This is a genomic window from Catenulispora pinisilvae (assembly GCF_015356865.1).
GTDB classification, from domain to species: Bacteria; Actinomycetota; Actinomycetes; order Streptomycetales; family Catenulisporaceae; genus Catenulispora; species Catenulispora pinisilvae.
Genome location: NZ_JAAFZA010000186.1, coordinates 1 through 21200 on the forward strand (window position 1 = coordinate 1; position 21200 = coordinate 21200).

The following is a 21200-nucleotide window of genomic DNA, read 5'->3' on the forward strand; positions in this document are numbered from 1 at the left end:
GATGGGGTAGGGGCCGGGATAGGGGCCGCAACCCGGACCGCGACCAGGCCATCCGCCGTAATCGGAGTGACGCCCGGGGCAGTTCCCCGGCATCATGCCGAGATGACAAGTCGATCACTCCCCGCCGCCGGGGTGCGCGCCCCGTGGACCACGGTGCCGGAGCACCTGCGGGCCCGCGTCCTGGACATCGTGGGCGGCGGAGAGCTGGTCGAGGCGGTGTCGCAGACCGGCGGGTTCTCGCCGGGCCCGGCGGTGCGGCTGCGGACGTCGACCGGGCGCCGGGCCTTTGTCAAGGCGGTCAGCGCGCAGGTGAACCCTGATTCACCGCTCATGCACCGGCGGGAGGCCGAGTACTCCGCGCAGATGCCGCCGGACGCGCCGGTGCCCAAGCTGCTCGGTGCCCTCGACGAGGACGACTGGGTGATCCTGGTCTTCGAGGAGATCGACGGCCGCAACCCCGGCCCGGACTGGGATCCGGCCGAGCTGCGCCGGGTTGTGCGGGCACTCGGCGAGATGGCCGAGTTGCTGACCCCGGCGCCGATCGACGTGCCGCCGGTCGCCGAGCGCCTGGTCGGGTTCACCGGCTGGGGCAGCCTGGCGGAGGCGCGTGCGGCCGGCGAGGACGACCTGGCCTGGCTCGATCCGTGGGCGCTGGACCGGCTGGACCGGCTGGCGGCGATCGAGGCCGAGCTGATCCCCCTGTGCGCCGGCGACACGCTGGCCAACCTGGACGTGCGCGCCGACAACATCCTGGTCGCCGCCGACCGTGTCTACTTCGTGGACTGGCCCTGGGCCGCTCGCGGCGCGGCGTGGCTGGACATGGCGCTGTTCGTGCCGAACGTCTGGATGTACGCGGGACCGGACCTGGCGCGGATCGTCATCGAGCACCCGCTGCTCGCCGCCGCGCCGAAGGAATCAGTGCACGCCTTCGCCCTCGGCATCGCCGGCATGGTCATGCATGCCAGCCGCCAGCCCGCGCCGCCCGGACTGCCGACGCTGCGACCGTTCCAGAAGGCGTTCAGCGCGGCCGGATTGGAGTGGGTGCGTAGCTTCGGACTGCTGTGAGCTGGTGAGTGTGAGCTTGTGAGGTCCGGAGGTCCGGAGGTCCGGAGCTCCTGAGCCTGTGAGTTCGTGAGTCTCTGAGCCCCTTCCGCTTTTAACGCGATCGCGTTAACGTGCGCCGCGTGAGCGCACGTATCAGGATCCTGGAAGCGGCCGAGCGGCGCTTCGCCGAGGACGGCATCGAGGCGGTGTCGCTCCGCCAGATCGCCGCGGAGTCCGGCCAGCGCAACACCTCGGCGGTCGCGTACTACTTCGGGACGCGGGCCGCGCTGGTCGGGGCGCTCTACGAACACCGCATGACGCCGATCAACGAGCGTCGCCTGGAGTTCCTGGCGGCGCACCGGGACACCGACGTCCGCATCTGTGTCAGAGCCCTGGTCGAGCCGCTGGCCGAGATGCTGACCGACGCGGAGAAGGCCGGGATTCCGTCCTGGTACCTGCGCTTCCTCGCCGAGGCGATGCGGTACCCGGAGTACGACCCGGCCTCGGTCGCCTTGGAACGCCCCGAAGCCTCCAGCATCCGGGCTCTGATATCAGGGCTCCGACGGGCGACCAGCGGCCTGTGCCTGCCGCCCGGCGTCTTCGCCGAGCGCATGCGCCTGCTGGCCCTGCTCGTGATCACCTCGCTCGCCGACCGCGAGCGGCACCCGGGCACCGGTGTCGGCACGCAGACCCTGGTCGCCGCCGGTGCCGCGATCCTGTCCGATCCCCAGCACCACGAACTCCAGCAGCGCAGACCTCAGCAGCGCAACCCCCAGCACCACAATCCCCAGCAGCACAAGGAGTGAGCCATGGCCCCCTACGCCACCCTCCAAGCCCTGCTCACCGGCCGCGATCTCAACGCCGGCCCGCGCAAAGGACTGCGTCGCCTGCCCGAAGGCGAAGAATCCCGCGCATACGAGTCCATCACGGTCACGCCATGCACCAATCTGATCGGCGCGGAGATTTCGGATATCGATCTCAGGGAGCCCGTCACCGGCGAAAGATTCGCCGAACTCGACCGCGCGCTGTTGGAATTCAAGGTCCTGTTCTTCCGCGAACAGAACCGGATCACCGGTACCCAGCATCGCGATTTCGCGGGAATGTGGGGCGAATTGGAGGTCCACCCCTTCCTGCCGCAGGGCGAGGTCCCGGAGATCGTGCGTTTCGAGAAGGGCGCCGACACCGCCGGGGTGGAGAACGTCTGGCACGCCGACGTCACCTGGCGCGAGAAGCCCGCGCTCGGCTCGATGCTGCGCGCCCTGGACGTGCCCGAGGCCGGCGGCGACACCTGCTTCGCCGACATGGCCGCCGCCTACGACTTCCTGCCCGACCGGGTCAAGGAACGGATCGAGGGCCGGGTAGCGGTGCACGACTTCACGCTGCCGTTCGGCATCGGCATGGACCCGGCCAAACTCAAGGAGATGCAGGAGAAGTACCCGGCGGTGGAGCACCCGGTGGTGCGCAGGCATCCGCGCACCGGGCGGCGCACGCTGTTCGTCAACGCCATCTTCACCACGCACATCGCCGGGCTGCCCGAAGACGAGAGCGAGGAGCTGCTGAAGCTGCTGTTCAAGCAGGCCGCGGTGCCCGAGTACCAGGTGCGGTTCAAGTGGGCGGCCGGATCGATCGCGTTCTGGGACAACCGGGCTGTGCAGCACTACGCGGTCAGTGACTACTTCCCGCAGCGCCGGGTGATGGAGCGGGCTGCGATCCTGGGTGACCGGCCTCGTTAGGCGGCGACTGCGGCGCGGGGACGGTCGGGACGGGGACGGTTGGGACAGGGACGGTCGGGGTGGCCGCCGGGGCCTCCGGTTCGGCGGCCGCGGCGGAGCTCTCCGGAGCTACCGGGGCGGTTGGGGCGGTTGGCGCGGCCGGAGCGTTCGGGACCGGGCCGTTCGGCACGGCCGGAGCGTTCGGCGGGGCCGAGGCCTCCGACGAGACCGCCGGCTCCGAAGAAGCCGGCGGCTCCGCCGCGACCTCGGGAACGGCCATCGCCGCCATCGCCGCCGCCGTCGCCATTTCCGCGGCCATCTCCGCGCCGCGCAGCTCCCACTTCTTCAGCCCGTCCAGGAACCCGGCCCGCAGTTCGTGCTTGATCGGCTCCAGCTCGGCCTCCCAGGTGTCGATCCCCAGGTCGTTGGCGAAGCGCAGCAGGTCCGGGTCCAGGTCGTGCGGCACCCAGGTCCAGGTCGCGGTCCAGTCCAGGAGCCGGCGCCGCTCGGCCTCGGTGGCGCGGGCCATCCAGCGCGCCACGTAGGCCCGGCCGACGTCGATCGGCTCGGCGCGGCCCATGCTCTTGTTCTCCTCGGCGTCCAGGAAGCGCTGGGTCGGGGAGGTGACCTGCCACAGTTTCGGGAACCGGCTGTTGGCCAGCGGGCTCTTGGGCGACTCGGTGGGGTGCAGCAGCCGCTGCGGCATGTCCAGCGGGGAGGGGAACGCCTTGTGCGCGGGTTTGGCGTGCTCGCCGACGCCGACGTCGGGCTTCGGCGGGCCGTAGCCGACATCCTCGCCGTACACCGGCGCGTTCTTCACCCAGACATAGGGCTTGAGCCATTCCTCGGACAATGTCATCGACTTGTCGACGGCGGCGATCAGCTCCAGCGACTGGTTGTAGTCCGAGGCCGCGCCCCACAGGTGGATCCGGGTCCCGTACTCCTGCGCCTCCTCGACCGCGTGCAGCAGGTCCTCGTCCCCGCTGACCAGGACCACGTCGGCGACCGCGCGCTTGCGGGCCAGGCCGGTGAGGTCGGCGTGCAGGAAGGTGTCGACGCCTTTCTGTTCGAACTTGCCGTCGTCGCGGCGGACCAGCTTGCCCAGCCGCAGCTTCAGCCCGTCCAGGACCCGGAGCCGGCGCTGATCGCGGGTCGGTCCGGTGGCCGGCGCGGCGTCGTACCAGTACACGCGCAGGACCGGCAGGCCGGTCTCGGCGGCGGCGCGCTCGGTCAGCGCGGCCACCAGGCCCGGGTAGTCGACCTCGATTCCGGGCCGCCCTGGGTCACCGCTCACCACGTTCGCGGCCGCGGCGAGCACATATCCGGCATCTACCAGCACGGCACAGCGATCCATTGGCTAAAAGTGTCACATGGTCGCGGAGGGTGGCAACACGACAGACCGGCAGTCACCCGCCTTTGCCGAATAAGCGCCCTGCGGCACAATGACCGCATGACTCTCGGGGGGCCGGTGACTCTGTTCTCGCCTAACGGCCGGCGAATGCGGAATATGACAGGAATATGCGTTCTCGCGATCACCGCGGTCGCGCTTCAGGGGTGTTCGAGCAGCGGGTCGGTGGCGGTCAGCGGCCCCGGACGGAGTACCGCGTCGGTGTCCGGCACCGGGTCGGCGACCGGCACCGGAACCGCGACGGCTTCCGGGACCGCGACGGCCGCCGTGCCGACCGGGACGCCCACCGGCGCCTCGTCGTCGACAGCGTCGGCCCCGGTCTCCACGGCGCAGACCGCCACCGACAGCTGGACCCCGCAGGGGCAGCTGGCGGACGCGGTGCCGATCGACACCGTGGTCAACGCCGACCGATCGCTGACGGCGACGAGGCGCCGGTAGGCCACGCCCTGACCATCAAGTTCCAGGCCGCGCGCAACCCGTCCGGCAAGCTCGTGATCCACTTCTCCGCCGACAACCAGAGCGGGCAGAAGATCTCGCTGATGATGGGCATGTTCGGCAACGCCTCGGCGGTCGACGACCAGGGCAACGGCCTTCAGCTGGAGGAGATGGACTCGGCCTGGACCCTGCAGGACACCAGCGACGGCAACGGCGACTTGGTCCCGGGCCAGCCGCTGCACGGGGACATCGTGATCGACGCGCCGGCCAGCGGGTCGACCTTCAGCATGTACTGGGACCAGGCCGTCGGGAACGGCGTGGGCGGGAGCATGACCGGGATCATCTTGATCCGGGACATCCCGATCAGCTGAATAAGACGGCTGACCGAGCGAAGGACGAAAGCGGCTAAAGAGGAAAGCTGCCAAGGAAGAAGGCCCGAGCCCCGCACACAGCGGAGCTCGGGCCTTCGCGGCCTCAGGCCATCCGGCCTGGACCATCCGGCCTGGACCATCCGGCCTCAGGCCACCGACCTCAGCCGGCCTTGGCGATCCGGAACTTCAACCCCAGATCGTCGTCCCCGGCGATCGCGGCTTGCGGCGTCGCCAGTTCCGTCAGATCCGCCGGATCCCCGGCGGCCGGCACCGCGCCCTCGGCGAACTCCAGCGCCAGCACTTCGTCGGCGATCATCGCCGCGTGCTCCCGCACCGCCTCGGCGCTCTCGGCGCCGGCGGCCGAGCCGTCCAGCACCGCCCATGTCAGGGTGATGCGGTCGGCCACGTCCAGACCGGTCGCCTTGCGCGTCTCCTGCAGGAAGCGCACGACGTCCCGCGCCAGCCCGGCGCGCCGCAGCTCCGGCGTGACGTGCAGGTCCAGCGCGACGGTCTCGCCGCCGGCGGTGGCCACGGCCCAGCCCTCGCGCGGGGTCTCGGTGACGATGACCTCCTCGGGCGCCACGGTCAGCTCCTCGCCGTCGACCACCACGGTCGCCGCGCCCGAAGCCCGCAGTGCCGAGGCCAGCGCCGCCGCGTCGGTGGCCGCGATGGCGGCGGCGACCAGCGGCGTCCGCTTGGCGAAGCGCGCACCCAAAGCCCGGAAGTTGCCCTTGGCGCTGTAATCGATCAGGTCCCCGCCGGCGTCGGCCAGCGGCGAAGTCGTCACCACGTTCAGCTCCTCCAGCAGCTGCGCCCGCAGCTCCTCGGGCAGCCCGGCCCAGCCCGGCGCGCCGACCAGGGCCCGCGACAGCGGCTGCCGGGTCTTCACCCCGGAGTCCGCGCGGGTGGCCCGGCCCAGCTCGACCAGGCGCCGGGTGAGCGCCATCTGCTCGGCGAGCTCGGCGTCGACCAGCGCCGCGTCCGCCACCGGCCACTCGGCCAAGTGCACGGACTCCGGCGCCTCCGGGTCGACCGGCCGCACCAGGTCCTGCCAGACCCGCTCGGTGATGAACGGCACCATCGGCGCCATCAGCTTGGTCACCGTCTCCAGCGCCTCGTGCAGGGTGGCCATGGCGGCCGGCTCGGCGTTCCAGAAGCGGCGGCGCGCGCGGCGGACGTACCAGTTGGACAGGTCGTCCACGAACGCCGACAGCAGCTTGCCGACCTTGAGCGTGTCGAACTCGTCCATGGCCGCGGTGACCTCGCCGATGAGGACGTTGAGTTCGGAGAGCACCCAGCGGTCCAGGGCCGGGCGCTCGCCCGGCTTCGGGTCGGCGGCCGACGGCGCCCAGCCGCCGGTGCGGCCGTAGAGGGCCTGGAACGAGACCGTGTTCCAGTAGGTCAGCAGGGTCTTGCGCACGACCTCCTGGATCGTGGCGTGCCCGACCCGGCGCGCCGACCAGGGCGAGCCGCCGGCCAGCATGAACCAGCGGACGGCGTCGGCGCCGTGCTGGTCCATCAGGGGGATCGGCTCCAGGATGTTGCCCAGGTGCTTGGACATCTTGCGGCCGTCCTCGGCCAGGATGTGGCCGAGGCAGAGCACGTTCTTATAAGAGGACTTGTCGAACACCAGGGTGCCGACCGCCAGCAGCGAGTAGAACCAGCCGCGGGTCTGGTCGATGGCCTCGGCGATGAAGTCGGCCGGGTAGGCGTTCTCGAAGGCCGCGACGGAGCCCTCGGCGTAGGGGTAGCCGTGCTGCGCGAACGGCATCGAGCCGGAGTCGTACCAGCCGTCGATGACCTCCGGGACCCGGGTGGCGATCCGACCGGGCTCAGTGCACTGCGGGCAGGGCATCGTGACGTCGTCCACGAACGGCCGGTGCGGGTCCAGGTTGGAAACGTCCTGCCCGGACAGCTCGCCGAGCTCCTTCAGCGAGCCGACCGCCGTGACGTGGCCCTCCTCGCACACCCACAGCGGCAGCGGCGTGCCCCAGTAGCGCTTGCGGGACAGCGACCAGTCGATGTTGTTGTTCAGCCAGTCGCCGAACCGGCCGTACTTGACGTTGTCCGGGAACCAGTTGGTGCCGTCGTTCTCGCGCATCATCGCGTCCTTCAACGCGGTGGTGCGGATGTACCAGGCCGGCTGCGCGTAGTAGAGCAGCGCGGTGTGGCAGCGCCAGCAGTGCGGGTAGCTGTGCTCGTACTCCAGGTGCTTGAACAGCACGCCGCGCTCGCGCAGGTCCGAGGTCAGGACCTCGTCGGCCTTCTTGAAGAAGACGCCGCCGACCATCGGCACCGATTCGGCGAAGGTGCCGTCGCCGCGGATCGGGTTCACCACCGGCAGGTCGTACTTCTTGCAGGTGGCCAGGTCGTCGGCGCCGAAGGCCGGGGCCTGGTGCACCAGGCCGGTGCCGTCCTCGGTGGTGACGTAGTCGGCCAGCACCACGTAGTGCGCGTCCGGGATGTCGATGAGCTCGAACGGCCGCTGGTAGGTCCAGCGCTCCATCTCGGCGCCGGTGAACGACTCGCCGGTGGGCTCCCAGCCCTCGCCGAGCGCCTTGTCCACCAGCGGCTCGGCGACCACCACGCGCTCGGTGCCGTCGGTGACCACGACGTAGGTGACGTCCGGGTGCGCGGCGACCGCTGTGTTGGAGACCAGAGTCCAGGGCGTGGTCGTCCAGACCAGCAGCGAGGTGGTGCCGGCCAGCGGCCCGGAGGTCAGCGGGAAGCGGACGTAGACCGAGGGGTCGACGACCGTCTCATAGCCCTGCGCCAGCTCGTGGTCGGACAGGCCGGTGCCGCAGCGCGGGCAGTACGGCGCGACCCGGTGGTCCTGGACCAGCAGGCCCTTGTCGAAGATCTGCTTCAGCGACCACCACACCGACTCGACGTAGGACGGGTTCATCGTCCAGTACGCCTCGTCGGTGTTCACCCAGTAGCCCATGCGCTCGGTGAGCTTCTCGAAGGCGTCCACGTGCCGGCGCACGGACTCGCGGCACTTGGCGTTGAACTCGGCGATGCCGTAGGCCTCGATGTCCTGCTTGTTGGTGAAGCCGAGCTCGGCCTCCACCGCGAGCTCCACCGGCAGGCCGTGGCAGTCCCAGCCGGCCTTGCGGTCCACGCGGTGGCCCTGCATGGTCTTGAAGCGCGGGAAGACGTCCTTGAAGACGCGGGCCTCGACGTGGTGGGTGCCGGGGCGGCCGTTCGCGGTCGGCGGGCCCTCGTAGAAGGTCCAGCTCGGGGCGCCCTCGGTGGCCTTCAGGGACTTGCCGAAGATGTCGGCGCCGCGCCAGAAGCCGATGATCTCGGCGTCCATCGCCGGGAGATCGAGCTGGGCGTTGACGGGGCGGTACAGCCTGTCGGCCATGCGCGGTGCCTTTCTTCGTCGTAGGTCTCAAAACGACGAAGGGACGACACAGGCGGTTCCTCTATAGAGCCACTCTCTATATAGGGCGCCGGTACCGCGGTACCACCCTCCTTGACACACCGTGGTCAACGATATGTCCACTTCATTGGTATCCGGCCGGTTCTACTCGGGCTGGTGCCCTTTCTTCCGGCGGCTCGGGGGTGATTTTCGCGCGGCGTCCGCCTCCGGGCTCGCACCGTCCCCGGATCGCTGAGGCTTTCCCGCCGCGCTACTCGTCCCGTCGCTGCCTGCTCGGGTACTCGTGTCATTGTAAGCGGTATGGAGGAGGTCCGAATTCCAATTCGCGTGAAGCCGGGGAGTTCGCGCACGCGGGTCGGCGGACGGTACGGCCGGACGTCACTCATCGTGTCCGTTTCGGCGAAAGCGATCAACGGCGCGGCGACCGAGGCGGCGCTGCGGGCGGTCGCCGAGGCGCTGGGAATGCCGCGCCGGACCGTCGTGTTAATCACCGGAGCCAGCTCGCGAGACAAAGTCTTAGGTGTTTCTTCGGAAGACCCGGATACCGTGCGCGAGCTGGTGCGGGACCTGCTCGGCTGAACCGGGCGGACCCGCGGGGAACGCCCAGTTCCGGCGCCGCTCCCGGCGACTTAGCCCGAACGAGTGAATGTTTGGTGCGCATGTGTTCGACGGGAACTGGTGGGCGGCATGGGACGTTTCTCCCCTCACGAAGCGTGATTAGCGAGCGCCTGAGGCGGGCACGCTACACGTCGCGTGTGAGTTGGGGGCGGACGGGTTGCGGCACTGATCAGAAGTGCCCGGCGCCGCCACGTCAGAGAGCGAGGATGACGGCCGTGACGACGAGCAGGACGAAGGCATCACAGGCGGCCACGGGGGCCACGCACACCGGGGCGGGTGCCGGTGCCGGCCAGGCGGTGCCCAAGCCGACTCGGGCCGCGACCGGGGCCAAGGCCGCGTCGCGCCCCACGTCGACCCCGCCGCGCCGGTCCGGCGCCGGTGAGGCCCGGCGTGCCAAGACCGCCGCGAAGACGCCCGTGGCTGGGCCGTCTGTAGAAGCCGGGCCGTCTGTAAAAGCTGAACCGCCTGTGAAAAACCCGCCGGTGAAGGACCCGGCCAGAACTCCCGCCGTGGAGAAGGAGACTGCCATGACGGTCACGCAGACCATCGAGACCGTGCCCGGCGTCGCCGGACTGCCCCCGTACCGGGCCGCGGAGGACCCGTGGACCCCGGACGAGGTCGCCGAGCTGCACGCCGAGCTTCAGGGGGACGCCGAGCGGCTGCGCCGGGAGATCGGCCTGGCCGAGACCGGCATCGCCGACCTGCTGCGGGACTCCGGGGAGGGGGCCGGCGACGACCAGGCCGACGCCGGCACCAAGAACTTCGAGCGCGAGCACGAGATGTCGATAGCGAACAACGCCCGCGACATGCTCCAGCAGACCGAGCGCGCGCTGGCCCGGCTGGCGGCCGGCACCTACGGGATCTGCGAGTCCTGCGGCGAGCCGGTCGGCAAGTACCGGCTCCAGGCCTTCCCGCGGGCCACGCTGTGCATGAGCTGCAAGCAGAAGCAGGAGCGGCGCTGAGCTGAGCTGAGGTGAGGCCCGGCGCTCGCCGCCGGGCCGGCGGTCATCTCGGGCGTGATCGTGCCTCGTGGTCCCGGCCGCGAAGGTAGGGTGTGCGCGTGGCTTCAGAAGTACGCGCGGATGCAGAGGTGGCCGAGGACGTGGCCGGGATCGTCGACGAGACCGAAGAGGGGACCGGCAGGTCCGGTGCCGCCGGCGGTACCGAACCGGCTCCGGCCGCCCAGGCCGTGCCCGCCGCGGCCGAGCCGGACACGTCGGCCGAGTCGGCCGACCCGATGCGGACGCAGTCGGCCGACGCCGAGTCCGCCGGGTCGGAAGCCACTGCCGCAGAAGTCACTGCCGCAGAAGTCACTGCCCCGGAAGCCACTGCCTCGGAAACCGCCGAGCAGGCCGCCCCGCGCGGCAAGCGCCGCATCCTGATCGTCCTGATCTTCGCGGCCCTGGCCCTGACCGTGGACGCGGTCAGCAAGGCCCTGGTGGTCGCCAAGCTCCAGGACCGCCCGCCGTACCACGTTCCCGGCGGCTTCCTGGACTTCAACCTGATCCGCAACCCCGGCGCGGCCTTCAACATCGGCGAGGGCCAGACCTGGGTCTTCACCTTCATCGCGGCGGGGGTGGTGTTCGTCATCCTGCGGGTGGCGCGCAACCTGCGCTCGCTGCCGTGGGCCATCGCGCTCGGGCTGCTGCTCGGCGGCGCGCTGGGCAACCTGAGCGACCGGCTGTTCCGCTCGCCCGGCGTGGGCCGCGGCGACGTCGTGGACTTCCTGCAGATCCACACCTTCCCGGTGGTGCACTACGACTTCCCGGTGTTCAACCTGGCCGACAGCTCGATCGTGATCGGCGGCTCTCTGATGGTGCTGCTGTCCTTCCTGGGGATGCAGCCGGACGGGACCCGGCACAAGGACACCGCACCCGGGCCGGCGACGAACGAGGACTCCCAGCCTGCCGAGGACCCGAAGTCGCAGGACCAGGCCTGATCCCACCGGTGGCCGAAGCGGTGCCGCACTGGGCGGATAATGGTCGCCATGTCTGATCTCCGCAGCCTCCCCATCCCGGACGGGCTCGAGGGCGAACGCCTCGACGCCGCGCTGGCCCGCATGTTCGGTCTGTCGCGGACCCGGGCCGCCGAACTGGCCGCGGCCGGGTACGTGCGGGTGGACGGCGCCGAGGCCGGGAAGTCCGACCGGGTGCACGGCGGGGCGTGGCTGGAGATCGAGCTGCCGCCGGTCGTGGACCCGGTGGCGGTGCGCGTCGAGGCCGTCGAGGGCATGCGGATCGTGCACGACGACGAGGACATCGTGGTCATCGACAAGCCGGTCGGCGTCGCGGCGCACCCCAGCCCGGGCTGGCTGGGGCCGACCGTGGTCGGCGGGCTGGCCGCGGCCGGCTACCGGATCTCGACCTCCGGGTCCGCCGAGCGGCATGGCGTGGTGCACCGGCTGGACGTCGGAACCAGCGGGCTGATGGTGGTGGCCAAGTCCGAGCGCGCCTACACCCTGCTCAAGCAGGCGTTCCGGGAGCGAACCGTGGACAAGCGCTACCACACGCTGGTGCAGGGGCACCCGGACCCGATGCGCGGGACCGTGGACGCGCCGATCGGCCGGCACCCGCACCACGACTACAAGTTCGCGGTGATCCGGGACGGCAAGGACAGCGTCACGCACTACGAGACGATCGAGGCCTACCGGGCCGCGACGTTGCTGGCGATCAAGCTGGAGACCGGCCGGACGCACCAGATCCGGGTGCACATGGCCGCGCTGCGGCACCCTTGTGTCGGGGACCTGCAATACGGCGCGGACCCGAAGCTGGGGGAGCGGCTGGGCCTGACCCGGCAGTGGCTGCACGCGGTGAGCCTGGGGTTCGAGCACCCGGGGACCGGGGAGTGGGTGCAGTACGAGAGCCGGTATCCGGACGACTTGCAGCAGGCGCTGGACCTCATCGCGGCAGAGAGCTGACGCTCGGCTCTTCGCTGCTCTTCTCCGCCCTTCCCGCCGAATATGCGAGCCCTTTCATCGGGCTCTGCGGCGTTGCGGCACGGTCCCCGGCGATCATGGCGGTTGACTGGGTCCCGTGGCGACGAAATCGGATTGGTGGTGGCCGCCGGCCCACCCGCGCACCTGGGCGGCGATGGCCGGCGCGGTCCTGCTGGTGGCGCTGGCCACCGGGGTCGGCGTGTACCTGTCCCACCTGGACCGCGGCGGCCGGCACAGCGGCTTCGGCGCGGGCGCGACCGGCGCCCCGGACCGGGTCGACATCGTGGCGACGATCAACCGGGTCGAGGCGGCGCGCAACGACGCCCAGGTGCGGGTGTTCGTGACCCTGGTCGGGAAGTACGCCAAGGACGGCGACGAGGTGTTCCCGGCGCAGGACGTGACGATCGAGACCTCGTCGCTGTCCAGCGGCGAGCTGACCTACCCGGCGGGCAAGCGCGTCGTGTCCAAGGACATGCTGATGGACCTGCCCGGCGGTGACATCGCGGACTATCCGTTCGACCGCTACTCGACCACGCTCGCCTTCTCCGCGACGGTCGGCGCCCGGCCGGCCCCGGTCGCGGTCGCGATCGTCGACTCGGACCCGGGCTTCGTGACCCGGGCGACCGAGAACGGCGACCCCACCGAGCCCGGCTTCGACATCCAGCTGCGCCGCACCCGCGGCACCTTCGCGATGGTCTGGCTGATGTACGTGATCATGTGGGCGCTGGCGCTGTCGGTCCTGACCGGCGCCCTGGTGATGGCCCGCAGGAGCCTGGGCATGGTGTGGCCGGGCCTGGGCTGGATGGCGGCCTCGCTGTTCGCCCTGGCCGGGTACCGGAACACCGCGCCCGGGCAGCCGCCGATCGGCTGCCTGCTGGACTACACGGTGTTCCTCTGGGCGGAGGCGATCGTCGCCTTCTCGATGGTGTACGCGGTGCTGCGGGGGACGCGGGTGGAGATGCGGGTGCTGGAGGGGGAGGGCTGATGCAGCCCTACGCGTCCCGCCCGATCTCGGCGACCACCGCGCCGGTCAGCCGCACCAGCTCGTCGGGAGCCAGCTCGATCTCCATCCCGCGCTTCCCGGCCGAGCAGAACATGGTGTCGAACAACTGTGCGGTCTCGTCGATGACGGTCGGCAGCAACTTGCGCTGACCGAGCGGGGAGACGCCGCCGAGGACGTAGCCGGTGGTGCGGGTGACCGCCGCCGGGTCGGCCATCGCCGCCTTCTTCCCGCCGACCGCCGTGGCGAGCGCCTTGAGGTCCAGCGACCCGGACACCGGGACCACGGCCACGGTCAGGGTCCCGTCCACCTCGGCGACCAGCGTCTTGAACACCCGCTCGGGCTCGACGCCCAGCACGTCCGCCGCTTCCCGGCCATAGGACGCCGCGGCCGGGTCGTGGTCGTAGGTGTGGACGGTGAACTCCACGCCTTCCTTGCTGAGCAGGGCGGTCGCCGGAGTGCCGGAGGTCTGAAGGTTCTTCGCTGCCATGCGGTAATGGTGCCATCAGCAGGTTCTAGGAGTTCTCTTAGCCATCATCCGCCACTCCCGGCTGTCAGGAGGGGGTGCGGCATGAAAAGCTGATGGACGATGAACGACCAGACTTCGCCGACTGCCGATGGGCAGGGCCCGGGTTCCTCGCCTCGGCGGAACCCCTATGAGGAACCGCAGAGTGCTTCCGGGGCGCCCGGTGGGCCCATGGCGCCAGGGGCGTCGGGCCCAGCGCCGATGGGTCCCGGTGGATCGGGGGGTCCGGCCGGGTACCCGGCTCCGGGCGGCCCGGGCGGTTACGCCGGGCCCGCTGGTCCCGGCGGCCCGGCCGGCCCCGGCGGCTACGGCTCCTCGGCCACCTCGCGGCGCTCGCTCCAGCTCCAGGCGACGCTGGTCCAGTGGCTGCCCGACCTGGTGGTCGCGGCCGTGCTGCTGGTCACCGGAGCCGTGCTGGGCGTGCTGGCCGCGCTGGCCTGGTACCGCTTCGCCCCGACGGTGTGGCTGACGCTGCCGGCCAACGCGGTCTCCCAGGTGACCAGCGGCGTGGACCAGTCCGCCCTGCTGGTCGAGCCGGAGGCGAAGGGCATCGCGAGCGTCGACGGGTACTACTTCGTCTTCACCGCGATCGCCGGCCTGCTGCTGGCCGTCCTCGGATTCTTCCTGGCCCGACGCGGGCCGTTCGGTGAGCGGGACCACCAGGGCCGCCGGAACGGCGCCGGCGTCGGCGCCTGGGCCGGGGTGCTGCTCGGCGGGCTGGCCGCGGCCACGACGGCCGCCGCGCTCGGCCGCTGGATCTCGATGCCGGACCCGCTGACCGTGCTGCACATCATCGCCGCCGGGCACAACTTCCACGCCCCGGTCGCCCTGCACGCCCAAGGCCTCTACCTGGCCGCGCCGCTGCTGGGGATGGTGCTGTTCCTGGCGCTGACCTCGGCCTTCACCAAGCCGACGCCGCCGCCGTGGCAGGCTTACGGCGAGGAGCAGGCGTACTTCCGGGTCAGGGGCGCGCGCTGGCTCTTCGGCAACGGCCAGCCGCAGCAGCCGGGGTCGGTCGGGCCCGGAGCGGGCGACGCGCCGGAAGCGGGCGACGGGCCGCAAGACAAGAGACCCGACGCCACACCGGGTGCGAACACCGGTGCCTCCCAGGCGGACACTTCGACCGGCTGACCGGCCGACCGGCTGACCGGCTGACCTGCGGATGCGGCGGCGCTTCGGGCGCGTCGCCTACCAGCCGCACCTGAGCCGCTGCCGCGCCGACAAGCGCCGCACCTAATTACTGCGCCGCCGCAGCAGAGCGGTGGCCGCGCCTATCAGCGCCGCACCTACTCTGCCGCGCCTATAAGCGCCACACCTATCTACTGCGCCGCCGCAGCAGATCCACCGCCGGGAGCGACGGCAGGTTCTTCAAGATCCCGGTCTCCCGCCGCAGGATCTTCGCCTCGGACCGCAGCCGCTCGGCGGTCGTCTCCGTGGTCAGCAACCGCTGCTTCTCATAGGTGTCCAGTACGGTCGCCGCGCCGATCAGATAGGACAGCACCGTCGGGTCCTCCGGCAGTTCCGGTATCGACCCGACCTGCACCCCGCGCAGCTCCGACAACGCGGCCTGGTACTTGCGGAACAACGCCGTCAGCCCCGGCCCCAGCATCTCCGCCTCGGGCCCGGCGACCTCGTCGAGCAGCTCGACCTCGCCGCGCGCGTAGGGGCCGTCGTCGTCGAAGGCCTCCAGCCGGAACCGGTGCACGCCGGTCGTGGTGATGTCGAAGCGGCCGTCCTCGTACTCCACGATCGAGTCGATCTCGGCCGTGCACCCCACGTCGTACAGCGCCATGACGTTGCCGCGCCCCACCTCGTGGCCGTCCTTGATGGCCAGCACGCCGAACCGCCGCGGCGCGCCCTCCGGCAGCGCCGACAGGTCGCGCACCAGCTGCCGGTACCGGTGCTCGAAGATGTGTAAGGGGAGCACGACGCCCGGGAAGAGCACGCTTCCGAGGGGGAACAGCGGCAGCTCTGTCGTCACGGACCCAATCTAGTCGCTGCCAGGCACGGCGTGCCCACTCTGCGGACGCGCCGGTGGGGCGTTCGGCACCGAACTAGAATCGGTACGTGATCACTCGAATCGACCTGCGCGGTCGCGCTCTGGGCACCTCCCAGGCCGATCCCCGCGTCCTGGTGCCCAGGGCCGAGCTGGACGTCGAGGCGGCCCTGGCCGTCGTCCGCCCGATCGTCGAGGACGTGCACCATCGCGGCGAGGCGGCGCTGATCGAGTACGCGGCGAAGTTCGACGGGGTCGAGCTGACCCGGGTCCGGGTTCCCGTCTCGGCCCTGACCGAGGCGCTGGAGCGGCTGGACCCGCAGGTGCGCACCGCGTTGGAGGAGTCGATCCGCCGGGCCCGCAAGGTGCACCGCGACCAGCGCCGCGAGGAGCGGACGACGCAGGTCGTCGCGGGCGGGACGGTCACCGAGCGCTGGGTGCCGGTGGACCGGGTCGGGCTCTACGTACCGGGCGGCCGGGCCGTGTATCCGTCATCCGTTGTGATGAACGTGGTGCCGGCGCAGGAGGCCGGGGTCGGCTCGCTGGCCGTGGCCTCGCCGCCGCAGAAGGAGTTCGGCGGGCTGCCGCACCCCACGATCCTGGCCGCGTGCGCCCTGCTCGGCGTGGACGAGGTCTACGCCGCCGGCGGCGCGCAGGCCGTGGCGATGTTCGCCTACGGGTACCAGGGCCAGGGCCAGGCCGGCGAGGTCGGCTGCCGACGCGCGGACCTGGTCACCGGCCCCGGAAATATCTACGTCGCGGCGGCCAAGCGCCTCCTGAAGGGCGTCATCGGCATCGACGCCGAAGCCGGCCCGACCGAGATCATGGTGGTCGCCGACGCCACCGCCGATGCGGGCATCGTCGCCGCCGACCTGATCAGCCAGGCCGAGCACGACCCGCTGGCGGCCGCGGTGCTGGTCACCGACTCCGAGCCGCTGGCCGAGGCGGTCGTGGCGGAGCTGGAGCCCCGGGTCGCCGCGACCAAGCACGCCGAGCGCATCCGCGAGGCGCTGGCCGGCCGGCAGTCGGCGATCGTGCTGGTCGACGACATCGCGGCGGCGCTGATCGTGGCCAACGGCTACGCCGCCGAGCACCTGGAGATCCAGACCCGGGACTCCGCCGCCGACGCCGCCAAGGTGCGCAACGCCGGCGCCGTGTTCGTCGGCTCGTTCGCGCCGGTCAGCCTCGGCGACTACCTGGCCGGCTCCAACCACGTCCTGCCGACCGGCGGTTGCGCCTGCCACAGCTCGGGGCTGTCGGTGCAGAGCTTCCTGCGCGGCATCCACGTCGTCGACTACACCCGCGAAGCGCTGGCCGAGGCCTCCGAGCTGGTCGTGGCCCTGGCCAACGCCGAAGACCTGCCGGCCCACGGCGAGGCCGTGACCGCCCGCTTCGATCAGCGGCAGGGCTGATGACATGGAAGATCGCCGCATGGACTACCGCGACCTGCCGATCCGCGACGATCTGCGGGAGCTGACGCCGTACGGCGCCCCGCAGATCGACGTCCCCTATCCGCTCAACACCAACGAGAACCCCTACGGTCCGCCGCCGGAGCTGGTGGCGGATCTGGTCCGGGCGGTCACCGAGGCGGCGACCACGCTCAACCGCTACCCCGACCGCGACGCCGGTGACCTGCGCAAGGACCTGGCCGACTACCTCGGCCACGGGCTGAGCGTCCGCAACCTCTGGGCCGCCAACGGCTCCAACGAGGTCCTGCAGCAGATCCTCCAGGTCTTCGGCGGCCCCGGCCGCAGCGCCATCGGCTTCGAGCCCTCCTACTCGATGCACCGCCTGATCGCGCTGGCGACCGCGACCGAGTGGATCTCCGGCCTGCGCGAGGGCGACTACACCCTCGACGCCGCCAAGGCGGTCGCGGCGATCGAGAGGCACCAGCCGAACATCATCTTCCTGACCTCGCCGAACAACCCCACCGGCACCGCGATGGACCTGGACGTGATCCGCGCCGTGGTCAAGGCGGCCGACGAGGTCGGCGCGATGGTGGTCGTCGACGAGGCGTACTTCGAGTTCGCGCGCCCCGGCACGCCCTCGGCGCTGACGCTGCTGCCGGAGAACCCCCGACTGATCGTCACCCGCACCATGTCCAAGGCCTTCGCGATGGCCGGCGCCCGCGTCGGCTACCTCGCCGCCGACCCCGCGGTGATCGACGCGCTGCTGCTGGTCCGCCTGCCGTACCACCTGTCGGCGCTGACGCAGGCCGCCGCCCGCACCGCGCTGAAGCACGTCACCGCGCTGCTGGGCACCGTGGACGCGGTGAAGGCCCAGCGCGACCGCGTCGTCGGGGAGCTGACGGCCCTCGGCCTGCACGTGGTCCCCTCCGACGCCAACTTCGTGTTCTTCGGCGTCCCCGGCGGCGACCAGAAGGCGCTCTGGCAGCGGATCCTGGACCACGGCGTCCTGATCCGCGACGTGGGCATCCCCGGCATGCTGCGGGTCACCGCCGGGACCGAGTCTGAGACGACGGCGTTCCTGGACGCCTTGAAGGAGAGCCTTGCTGTGTTGGATGGAGAATCGTGAGCCGCGTGGGCAGGGTGGAGCGGACGACCGGGGAGACCGGCGTCCTGGTGGAGATCGACCTGGACGGCACCGGCGAGGCCGAGATCTCCACCGGCGTCGGCTTCTTCGACCACATGCTGCACCAGCTGGCCAAGCACGGCCTGTTCGACCTCACGGTGAAGACCGAGGGCGACCTGCACATCGACGGCCACCACACGGTCGAGGACACCTCGCTGGCCCTGGGCGCCGCCTTCCGCGAGGCGCTGGGCACCAAGGCCGGCCTGCGCCGGTTCGCCGACGCCCGGGTGCCGCTGGATGAGACCCTGGCCGAGGTGGTCGTGGACCTGTCCGGCCGGCCCTACCTGGTGCACGAGATGCCCGCGGGCCTGGCGCCGATGATCGGGGACTTCGACACCGAGCTGACCCGGCACATCTTCGAGTCGTTCGTGGCGCAGGCGCAGATCTGCCTGCACATTCGCGTCCCCTACGGCCGCATCGCGCACCACGTGGTGGAGGCCCAGTTCAAGGCCCTGGCCAGGGCGCTGCGAGAAGCCTGCACGGCGGACCCTAGAGTGAGCGGTATTCCGAGCACGAAGGGTGTCCTTTAAAAATGACCGGCAGCTACGCGGCCGCGGGACTGTTGTTCCTCGGCCTTTTCCTCCTCGGCGGGGCCTTCTCGCTGTTCCGGCAGGGCTCCGGCAGTAACAGCATGCGCGCCATGTCGCTGATGCTGGTGCTGTGCGCGGCCATGGCGATCGGCGGCGGGATGATGCGCTGGTGAGCAAGCCCTCCGTCGTGGTCCTGGACTACGGCTCCGGCAACATCCGCTCGGCCGAGCGCGCCCTGGAGCGCGCCGGCGCGCAGGTCACCGTCACCTCCGACGCTGACGCCGCGCTGAACGCCGACGGCTTGTTCGTGCCCGGGGTGGGGGCCTACGCGGCGTGCATGGCCGGGCTCAAGGCGGTGAACGGCGACCGCATCATCGGCCGCCGGCTCGCCGGGGCCCGGCCGGTGCTGGGGATCTGCGTCGGCATGCAGATCCTGTTCGAACGCGGGGTGGAGCACGGAGTCGAGACCGCCGGCTGCGACCAGTGGCCGGGCACCGTCGAGCGGCTGGACGCGCCGATCATCCCGCACATGGGCTGGAACACACTGGACGTCGCCGAGGGCTCGAAGCTGTTCGCCGGCCTCGACGCCGACACGCGGTTCTATTTCGTGCACTCCTACGGCGTGCGCAAGTGGGAGCTGACCGACACTGGACGGATGGCGACACCGTTGGTGACGTGGGCGACCCACGGGGAGCCCTTCGTCGCCGCGGTGGAGAACGGACCGCTGTCGGCGACGCAGTTCCATCCGGAGAAGTCCGGCGACGCCGGCGCGCAGGTGCTGCGGAACTGGCTCGCGCAGCTGTCCTAGCCGCCTTTCCTCCCCCTGACCCAGCAAAGGATTCCAGCGATGCCCGGCTACCTCGAACTCCTGCCCGCCGTCGACGTCGCCGACGGCCAGGCCGTCCGCCTCGTCCAGGGCGCCGCCGGCTCCGAGACCTCCTACGGCGACCCGCTCGCCGCCGCCCTGGCCTGGCAGCAGGCCGGCGCGGAGTGGATCCACCTGGTGGACCTGGACGCCGCCTTCGGCCGCGGCACCAACGCCGACCTGCTGGCCGTCGTCACCGGCTCGGTGGACGTCAAGGTCGAGCTCTCCGGCGGCATCCGCGACGCCGTGTCCCTCAAGCGCGCCCTGGCCACCGGCTGCGCCCGCGTCAACCTCGGCACCGCCGCCCTGGAGCGCCCGGAGTGGGTCCGCGAGGCCATCGCCGAACACGGCGACAAGATCGCGGTCGGCCTGGACGTCCGCGGCACCACCCTGTCCGCCCGCGGCTGGACCCAGGAGGGCGGCCAGCTCTTCGAAGTCCTCCAGCGCCTGGACGCCGACGGCTGCGCCCGCTACGTCGTCACCGACGTCAACCGCGACGGCACCCTGACCGGCCCCAACCTGGACCTCCTGCGCGACGTCTGCGCAGCCACCGACAAGCCGGTCATCGCCTCCGGCGGCGTGTCTTCGCTGGCTGACTTGCAAACGCTGGCCACGCTGGTGCCGATCGGCGTCGAGGGCGCTATCGTCGGCAAGGCGCTCTACGCGGGCGCCTTCACGCTCGAAGAAGCCCTCGAACTCACCAGGAGCGCGTAATACATGAGCGTCCAGCGAATCGGGTCCGACGGGCAATGGGAACACGACTACGGCTACTCCCGCGTAGTCGTCGCAGGCCCCCACGCCTGGGTAGCCGGCTGCACCGCCACCGTCGACGGCAGAGTGCAGGGCAACGGCGACCCCTACACCCAGATGAAGGTCGCGCTGGACATCGCCCGCAAAGCCCTGGAAGAAGCCGGCTTCGCCCTCCACGACGTGGTCCGCACCCGCTGGTTCGTAGTGCACTCCCGCGACATCGCCGAGGTGGGCCGAGCGCACGGCGAGGTGTTCGCGGAGTGCCGCCCGGCGACCACCGCCCTGGTGGTCTCGGGACTGATCGATCCCGGGATGCTGGTCGAGGTGGAGCTGGATGCTTACCGGGACGGGGATGGGGCCGAGTCCGGCTCCGCCTAGGGATGCTCGGGGTCCGGATCACCATGCCCGGCGGTATGCGATACAGAGGAGTTTTACAGCAAGCTGACCGGCGGCCGACTTTGCCGAGCCGACCGCCCCGCACCCCCGAGTTTTGTATTTCTCCGGCTGGTTTTCGGTTCGTTCCCCTCGGTCGCGTCGGCAGGGCTTCGCCTACAGCGCCGGTGGCCGGGAGTCAAGTTCGCGCTGTACGCGGCCGCCACTTTCACGCCCGACGTGAGGGCGCGGACTTTACTCCCGGACATCGGCGCTGTACCCATCGGGCTGACGACGCGGGCGAGGGGAACGGACCGCAACCACCTCTGGGGCCGCCGGCGCAGGGTCCTGACTTGGCCACCCTATGGAATCGCGCCAGTTCCCCGAGGGAGCCGAGAGCCCCCGCCGGAGGCGCCGGCCTTTCATCACAGCCTTTGATCTTGACTTTGACCTTGACCTTGCCTGTGCCCTTGCTCCGACCCACTGGAGACGAAGAGGCCTGAAATACAGCGGGGTTGTGAACACCGGAACTGGCAGCCGAGCAACACACTCGCCGCCTCGAATTTCGAACCGGCACAACTATTACCGAAGGCCGTAAAAGGCTTTGAACCCCACCACCTAACCGCAATCTGCCCCACGAACTCTCTGCCCCGAGTACTCC

Annotated in this window: 23 protein-coding genes; 17 read left to right on the top strand and 6 right to left on the bottom strand. The window is 70.9% G+C overall.

Annotation, left to right across the window (positions count from 1 at the left end):
* The first annotated feature begins 102 nt into the window (after positions 1-102).
* The 3 genes from IZR01_RS35930 to IZR01_RS35940 all read left to right on the top strand — a co-directional run bounded on the left by IZR01_RS35930 (position 103) and on the right by IZR01_RS35940 (position 2777).
* Positions 103-1065, top strand: a complete 963-nt coding sequence (locus IZR01_RS35930; RefSeq protein ID WP_194926440.1) for a phosphotransferase family protein — start codon at positions 103-105, stop codon at positions 1063-1065.
* A gap of 119 nt (positions 1066-1184) precedes the next feature.
* Positions 1185-1850: a TetR/AcrR family transcriptional regulator gene (locus IZR01_RS35935; protein WP_194926441.1), complete on the top strand. Its 666-nt coding sequence runs from the start codon at positions 1185-1187 to the stop codon at positions 1848-1850.
* Between the two features lie 3 nt (positions 1851-1853).
* On the top strand, positions 1854-2777 hold the full coding sequence (locus IZR01_RS35940; RefSeq protein WP_194926442.1) for a TauD/TfdA dioxygenase family protein: 924 nt from the start codon (positions 1854-1856) through the stop codon (positions 2775-2777).
* On the opposite strand, the gene IZR01_RS35945 is transcribed toward IZR01_RS35940, so the two are convergent.
* Positions 2710-4095, bottom strand: coding sequence for an NYN domain-containing protein (locus IZR01_RS35945; RefSeq protein WP_194926443.1), 1386 nt, complete (start codon positions 4093-4095; stop codon positions 2710-2712). The genes IZR01_RS35940 and IZR01_RS35945 overlap by 68 nt on opposite strands.
* A 209-nt stretch (positions 4096-4304) precedes the next feature.
* Positions 4305-4664 carry a hypothetical protein gene (locus IZR01_RS35950; protein ID WP_228560966.1) on the bottom strand — a complete coding sequence of 120 codons (360 nt, stop codon included), beginning with the start codon at positions 4662-4664 and terminating at the stop codon, positions 4305-4307.
* On the opposite strand from IZR01_RS35950, the gene IZR01_RS35955 reads away from it, so the two are divergent.
* A complete protein-coding gene (locus IZR01_RS35955) occupies positions 4656-4970 on the top strand; it encodes a hypothetical protein (protein WP_194926445.1) in 315 nt (104 codons plus the stop codon). The two genes, IZR01_RS35950 and IZR01_RS35955, sit on opposite strands and share 9 nt — an antisense overlap.
* Positions 4971-5130: 160 nt before the next feature.
* On the opposite strand, the gene ileS is transcribed toward IZR01_RS35955, so the two are convergent.
* Positions 5131-8337: an isoleucine--tRNA ligase gene (gene ileS / locus IZR01_RS35960; protein WP_194926446.1), complete on the bottom strand. Its 3207-nt coding sequence runs from the start codon at positions 8335-8337 to the stop codon at positions 5131-5133.
* Positions 8338-8655: 318 nt separating this feature from the next.
* On the opposite strand from ileS, the gene IZR01_RS35965 reads away from it, so the two are divergent.
* The gene (locus tag IZR01_RS35965) at positions 8656-8934 is read left to right on the top strand and encodes a DUF167 domain-containing protein (RefSeq protein ID WP_194926447.1); all 279 of its coding nucleotides are present in this window, start codon (positions 8656-8658) and stop codon (positions 8932-8934) included.
* 232 nt (positions 8935-9166) lie between these two features.
* Here IZR01_RS35965 and IZR01_RS51400 read toward each other — a convergent pair whose 3' ends face one another.
* On the bottom strand, positions 9167-9511 hold the full coding sequence (locus IZR01_RS51400) for a hypothetical protein (RefSeq protein ID WP_228555223.1): 345 nt from the start codon (positions 9509-9511) through the stop codon (positions 9167-9169).
* On the opposite strand from IZR01_RS51400, the gene IZR01_RS51405 reads away from it, so the two are divergent.
* The 4 genes from IZR01_RS51405 (at position 9501) to IZR01_RS35985 (ending at position 12893) form a co-directional block, all read left to right on the top strand.
* Positions 9501-9935: a TraR/DksA family transcriptional regulator gene (locus tag IZR01_RS51405; protein ID WP_228555224.1), complete on the top strand. Its 435-nt coding sequence runs from the start codon at positions 9501-9503 to the stop codon at positions 9933-9935. The genes IZR01_RS51400 and IZR01_RS51405 overlap by 11 nt on opposite strands.
* A gap of 98 nt (positions 9936-10033) precedes the next feature.
* The gene (gene lspA, locus IZR01_RS35975; protein WP_323747195.1) at positions 10034-10912 is read left to right on the top strand and encodes a signal peptidase II; all 879 of its coding nucleotides are present in this window, start codon (positions 10034-10036) and stop codon (positions 10910-10912) included.
* A 39-nt stretch (positions 10913-10951) separates the two neighbouring features.
* Positions 10952-11890 carry an RluA family pseudouridine synthase gene (locus IZR01_RS35980; protein ID WP_194896592.1) on the top strand — a complete coding sequence of 313 codons (939 nt, stop codon included), beginning with the start codon at positions 10952-10954 and terminating at the stop codon, positions 11888-11890.
* Positions 11891-12005: 115 nt separating this feature from the next.
* The gene (locus tag IZR01_RS35985; protein ID WP_194926448.1) at positions 12006-12893 is read left to right on the top strand and encodes a DUF4436 family protein; all 888 of its coding nucleotides are present in this window, start codon (positions 12006-12008) and stop codon (positions 12891-12893) included.
* 7 nt (positions 12894-12900) lie between these two features.
* Here the strand turns inward: IZR01_RS35985 and ybaK are convergent, their stop codons facing one another.
* Positions 12901-13398: a Cys-tRNA(Pro) deacylase gene (gene ybaK, locus IZR01_RS35990; protein ID WP_194926449.1), complete on the bottom strand. Its 498-nt coding sequence runs from the start codon at positions 13396-13398 to the stop codon at positions 12901-12903.
* 207 nt (positions 13399-13605) lie between these two features.
* Between ybaK and IZR01_RS35995 the strand changes: the two genes are divergently transcribed.
* Positions 13606-14565 (top strand): hypothetical protein, encoded by a 960-nt coding sequence (locus IZR01_RS35995; protein WP_228560969.1) that lies wholly within the window; start codon positions 13606-13608, stop codon positions 14563-14565.
* A gap of 184 nt (positions 14566-14749) precedes the next feature.
* Here the strand turns inward: IZR01_RS35995 and IZR01_RS36000 are convergent, their stop codons facing one another.
* Positions 14750-15415, bottom strand: a complete 666-nt coding sequence (locus tag IZR01_RS36000; protein WP_194896596.1) for an LON peptidase substrate-binding domain-containing protein — start codon at positions 15413-15415, stop codon at positions 14750-14752.
* An 86-nt stretch (positions 15416-15501) separates the two neighbouring features.
* On the opposite strand from IZR01_RS36000, the gene hisD reads away from it, so the two are divergent.
* Genes hisD through IZR01_RS36035 form a run of 7 tightly spaced genes read left to right on the top strand, consistent with a single transcriptional unit; the run spans position 15502 to position 20545 of the window.
* Positions 15502-16842, top strand: a complete 1341-nt coding sequence (hisD, locus tag IZR01_RS36005; protein ID WP_194926450.1) for a histidinol dehydrogenase — start codon at positions 15502-15504, stop codon at positions 16840-16842.
* Positions 16843-16861: 19 nt separating this feature from the next.
* Positions 16862-17965 (top strand): histidinol-phosphate transaminase, encoded by a 1104-nt coding sequence (locus IZR01_RS36010; RefSeq protein WP_194926451.1) that lies wholly within the window; start codon positions 16862-16864, stop codon positions 17963-17965.
* Positions 17962-18552 carry an imidazoleglycerol-phosphate dehydratase HisB gene (gene hisB / locus IZR01_RS36015; RefSeq protein ID WP_194926452.1) on the top strand — a complete coding sequence of 197 codons (591 nt, stop codon included), beginning with the start codon at positions 17962-17964 and terminating at the stop codon, positions 18550-18552. Before IZR01_RS36010 ends, hisB begins: the two co-directional genes overlap by 4 nt.
* A 2-nt stretch (positions 18553-18554) precedes the next feature.
* Positions 18555-18725, top strand: coding sequence for a hypothetical protein (locus IZR01_RS36020; protein ID WP_194896600.1), 171 nt, complete (start codon positions 18555-18557; stop codon positions 18723-18725).
* Entirely contained in the window at positions 18722-19360 is a 639-nt protein-coding gene (hisH, locus tag IZR01_RS36025) for an imidazole glycerol phosphate synthase subunit HisH (RefSeq protein WP_194926453.1), read from the top strand. Before IZR01_RS36020 ends, hisH begins: the two co-directional genes overlap by 4 nt.
* A gap of 39 nt (positions 19361-19399) precedes the next feature.
* Positions 19400-20131 carry a bifunctional 1-(5-phosphoribosyl)-5-((5-phosphoribosylamino)methylideneamino)imidazole-4-carboxamide isomerase/phosphoribosylanthranilate isomerase PriA gene (priA, locus tag IZR01_RS36030; RefSeq protein WP_194896602.1) on the top strand — a complete coding sequence of 244 codons (732 nt, stop codon included), beginning with the start codon at positions 19400-19402 and terminating at the stop codon, positions 20129-20131.
* Between the two features lie 3 nt (positions 20132-20134).
* Positions 20135-20545 (top strand): RidA family protein, encoded by a 411-nt coding sequence (locus IZR01_RS36035; RefSeq protein ID WP_194896603.1) that lies wholly within the window; start codon positions 20135-20137, stop codon positions 20543-20545.
* Positions 20546-21200: the final 655 nt, after the last annotated feature.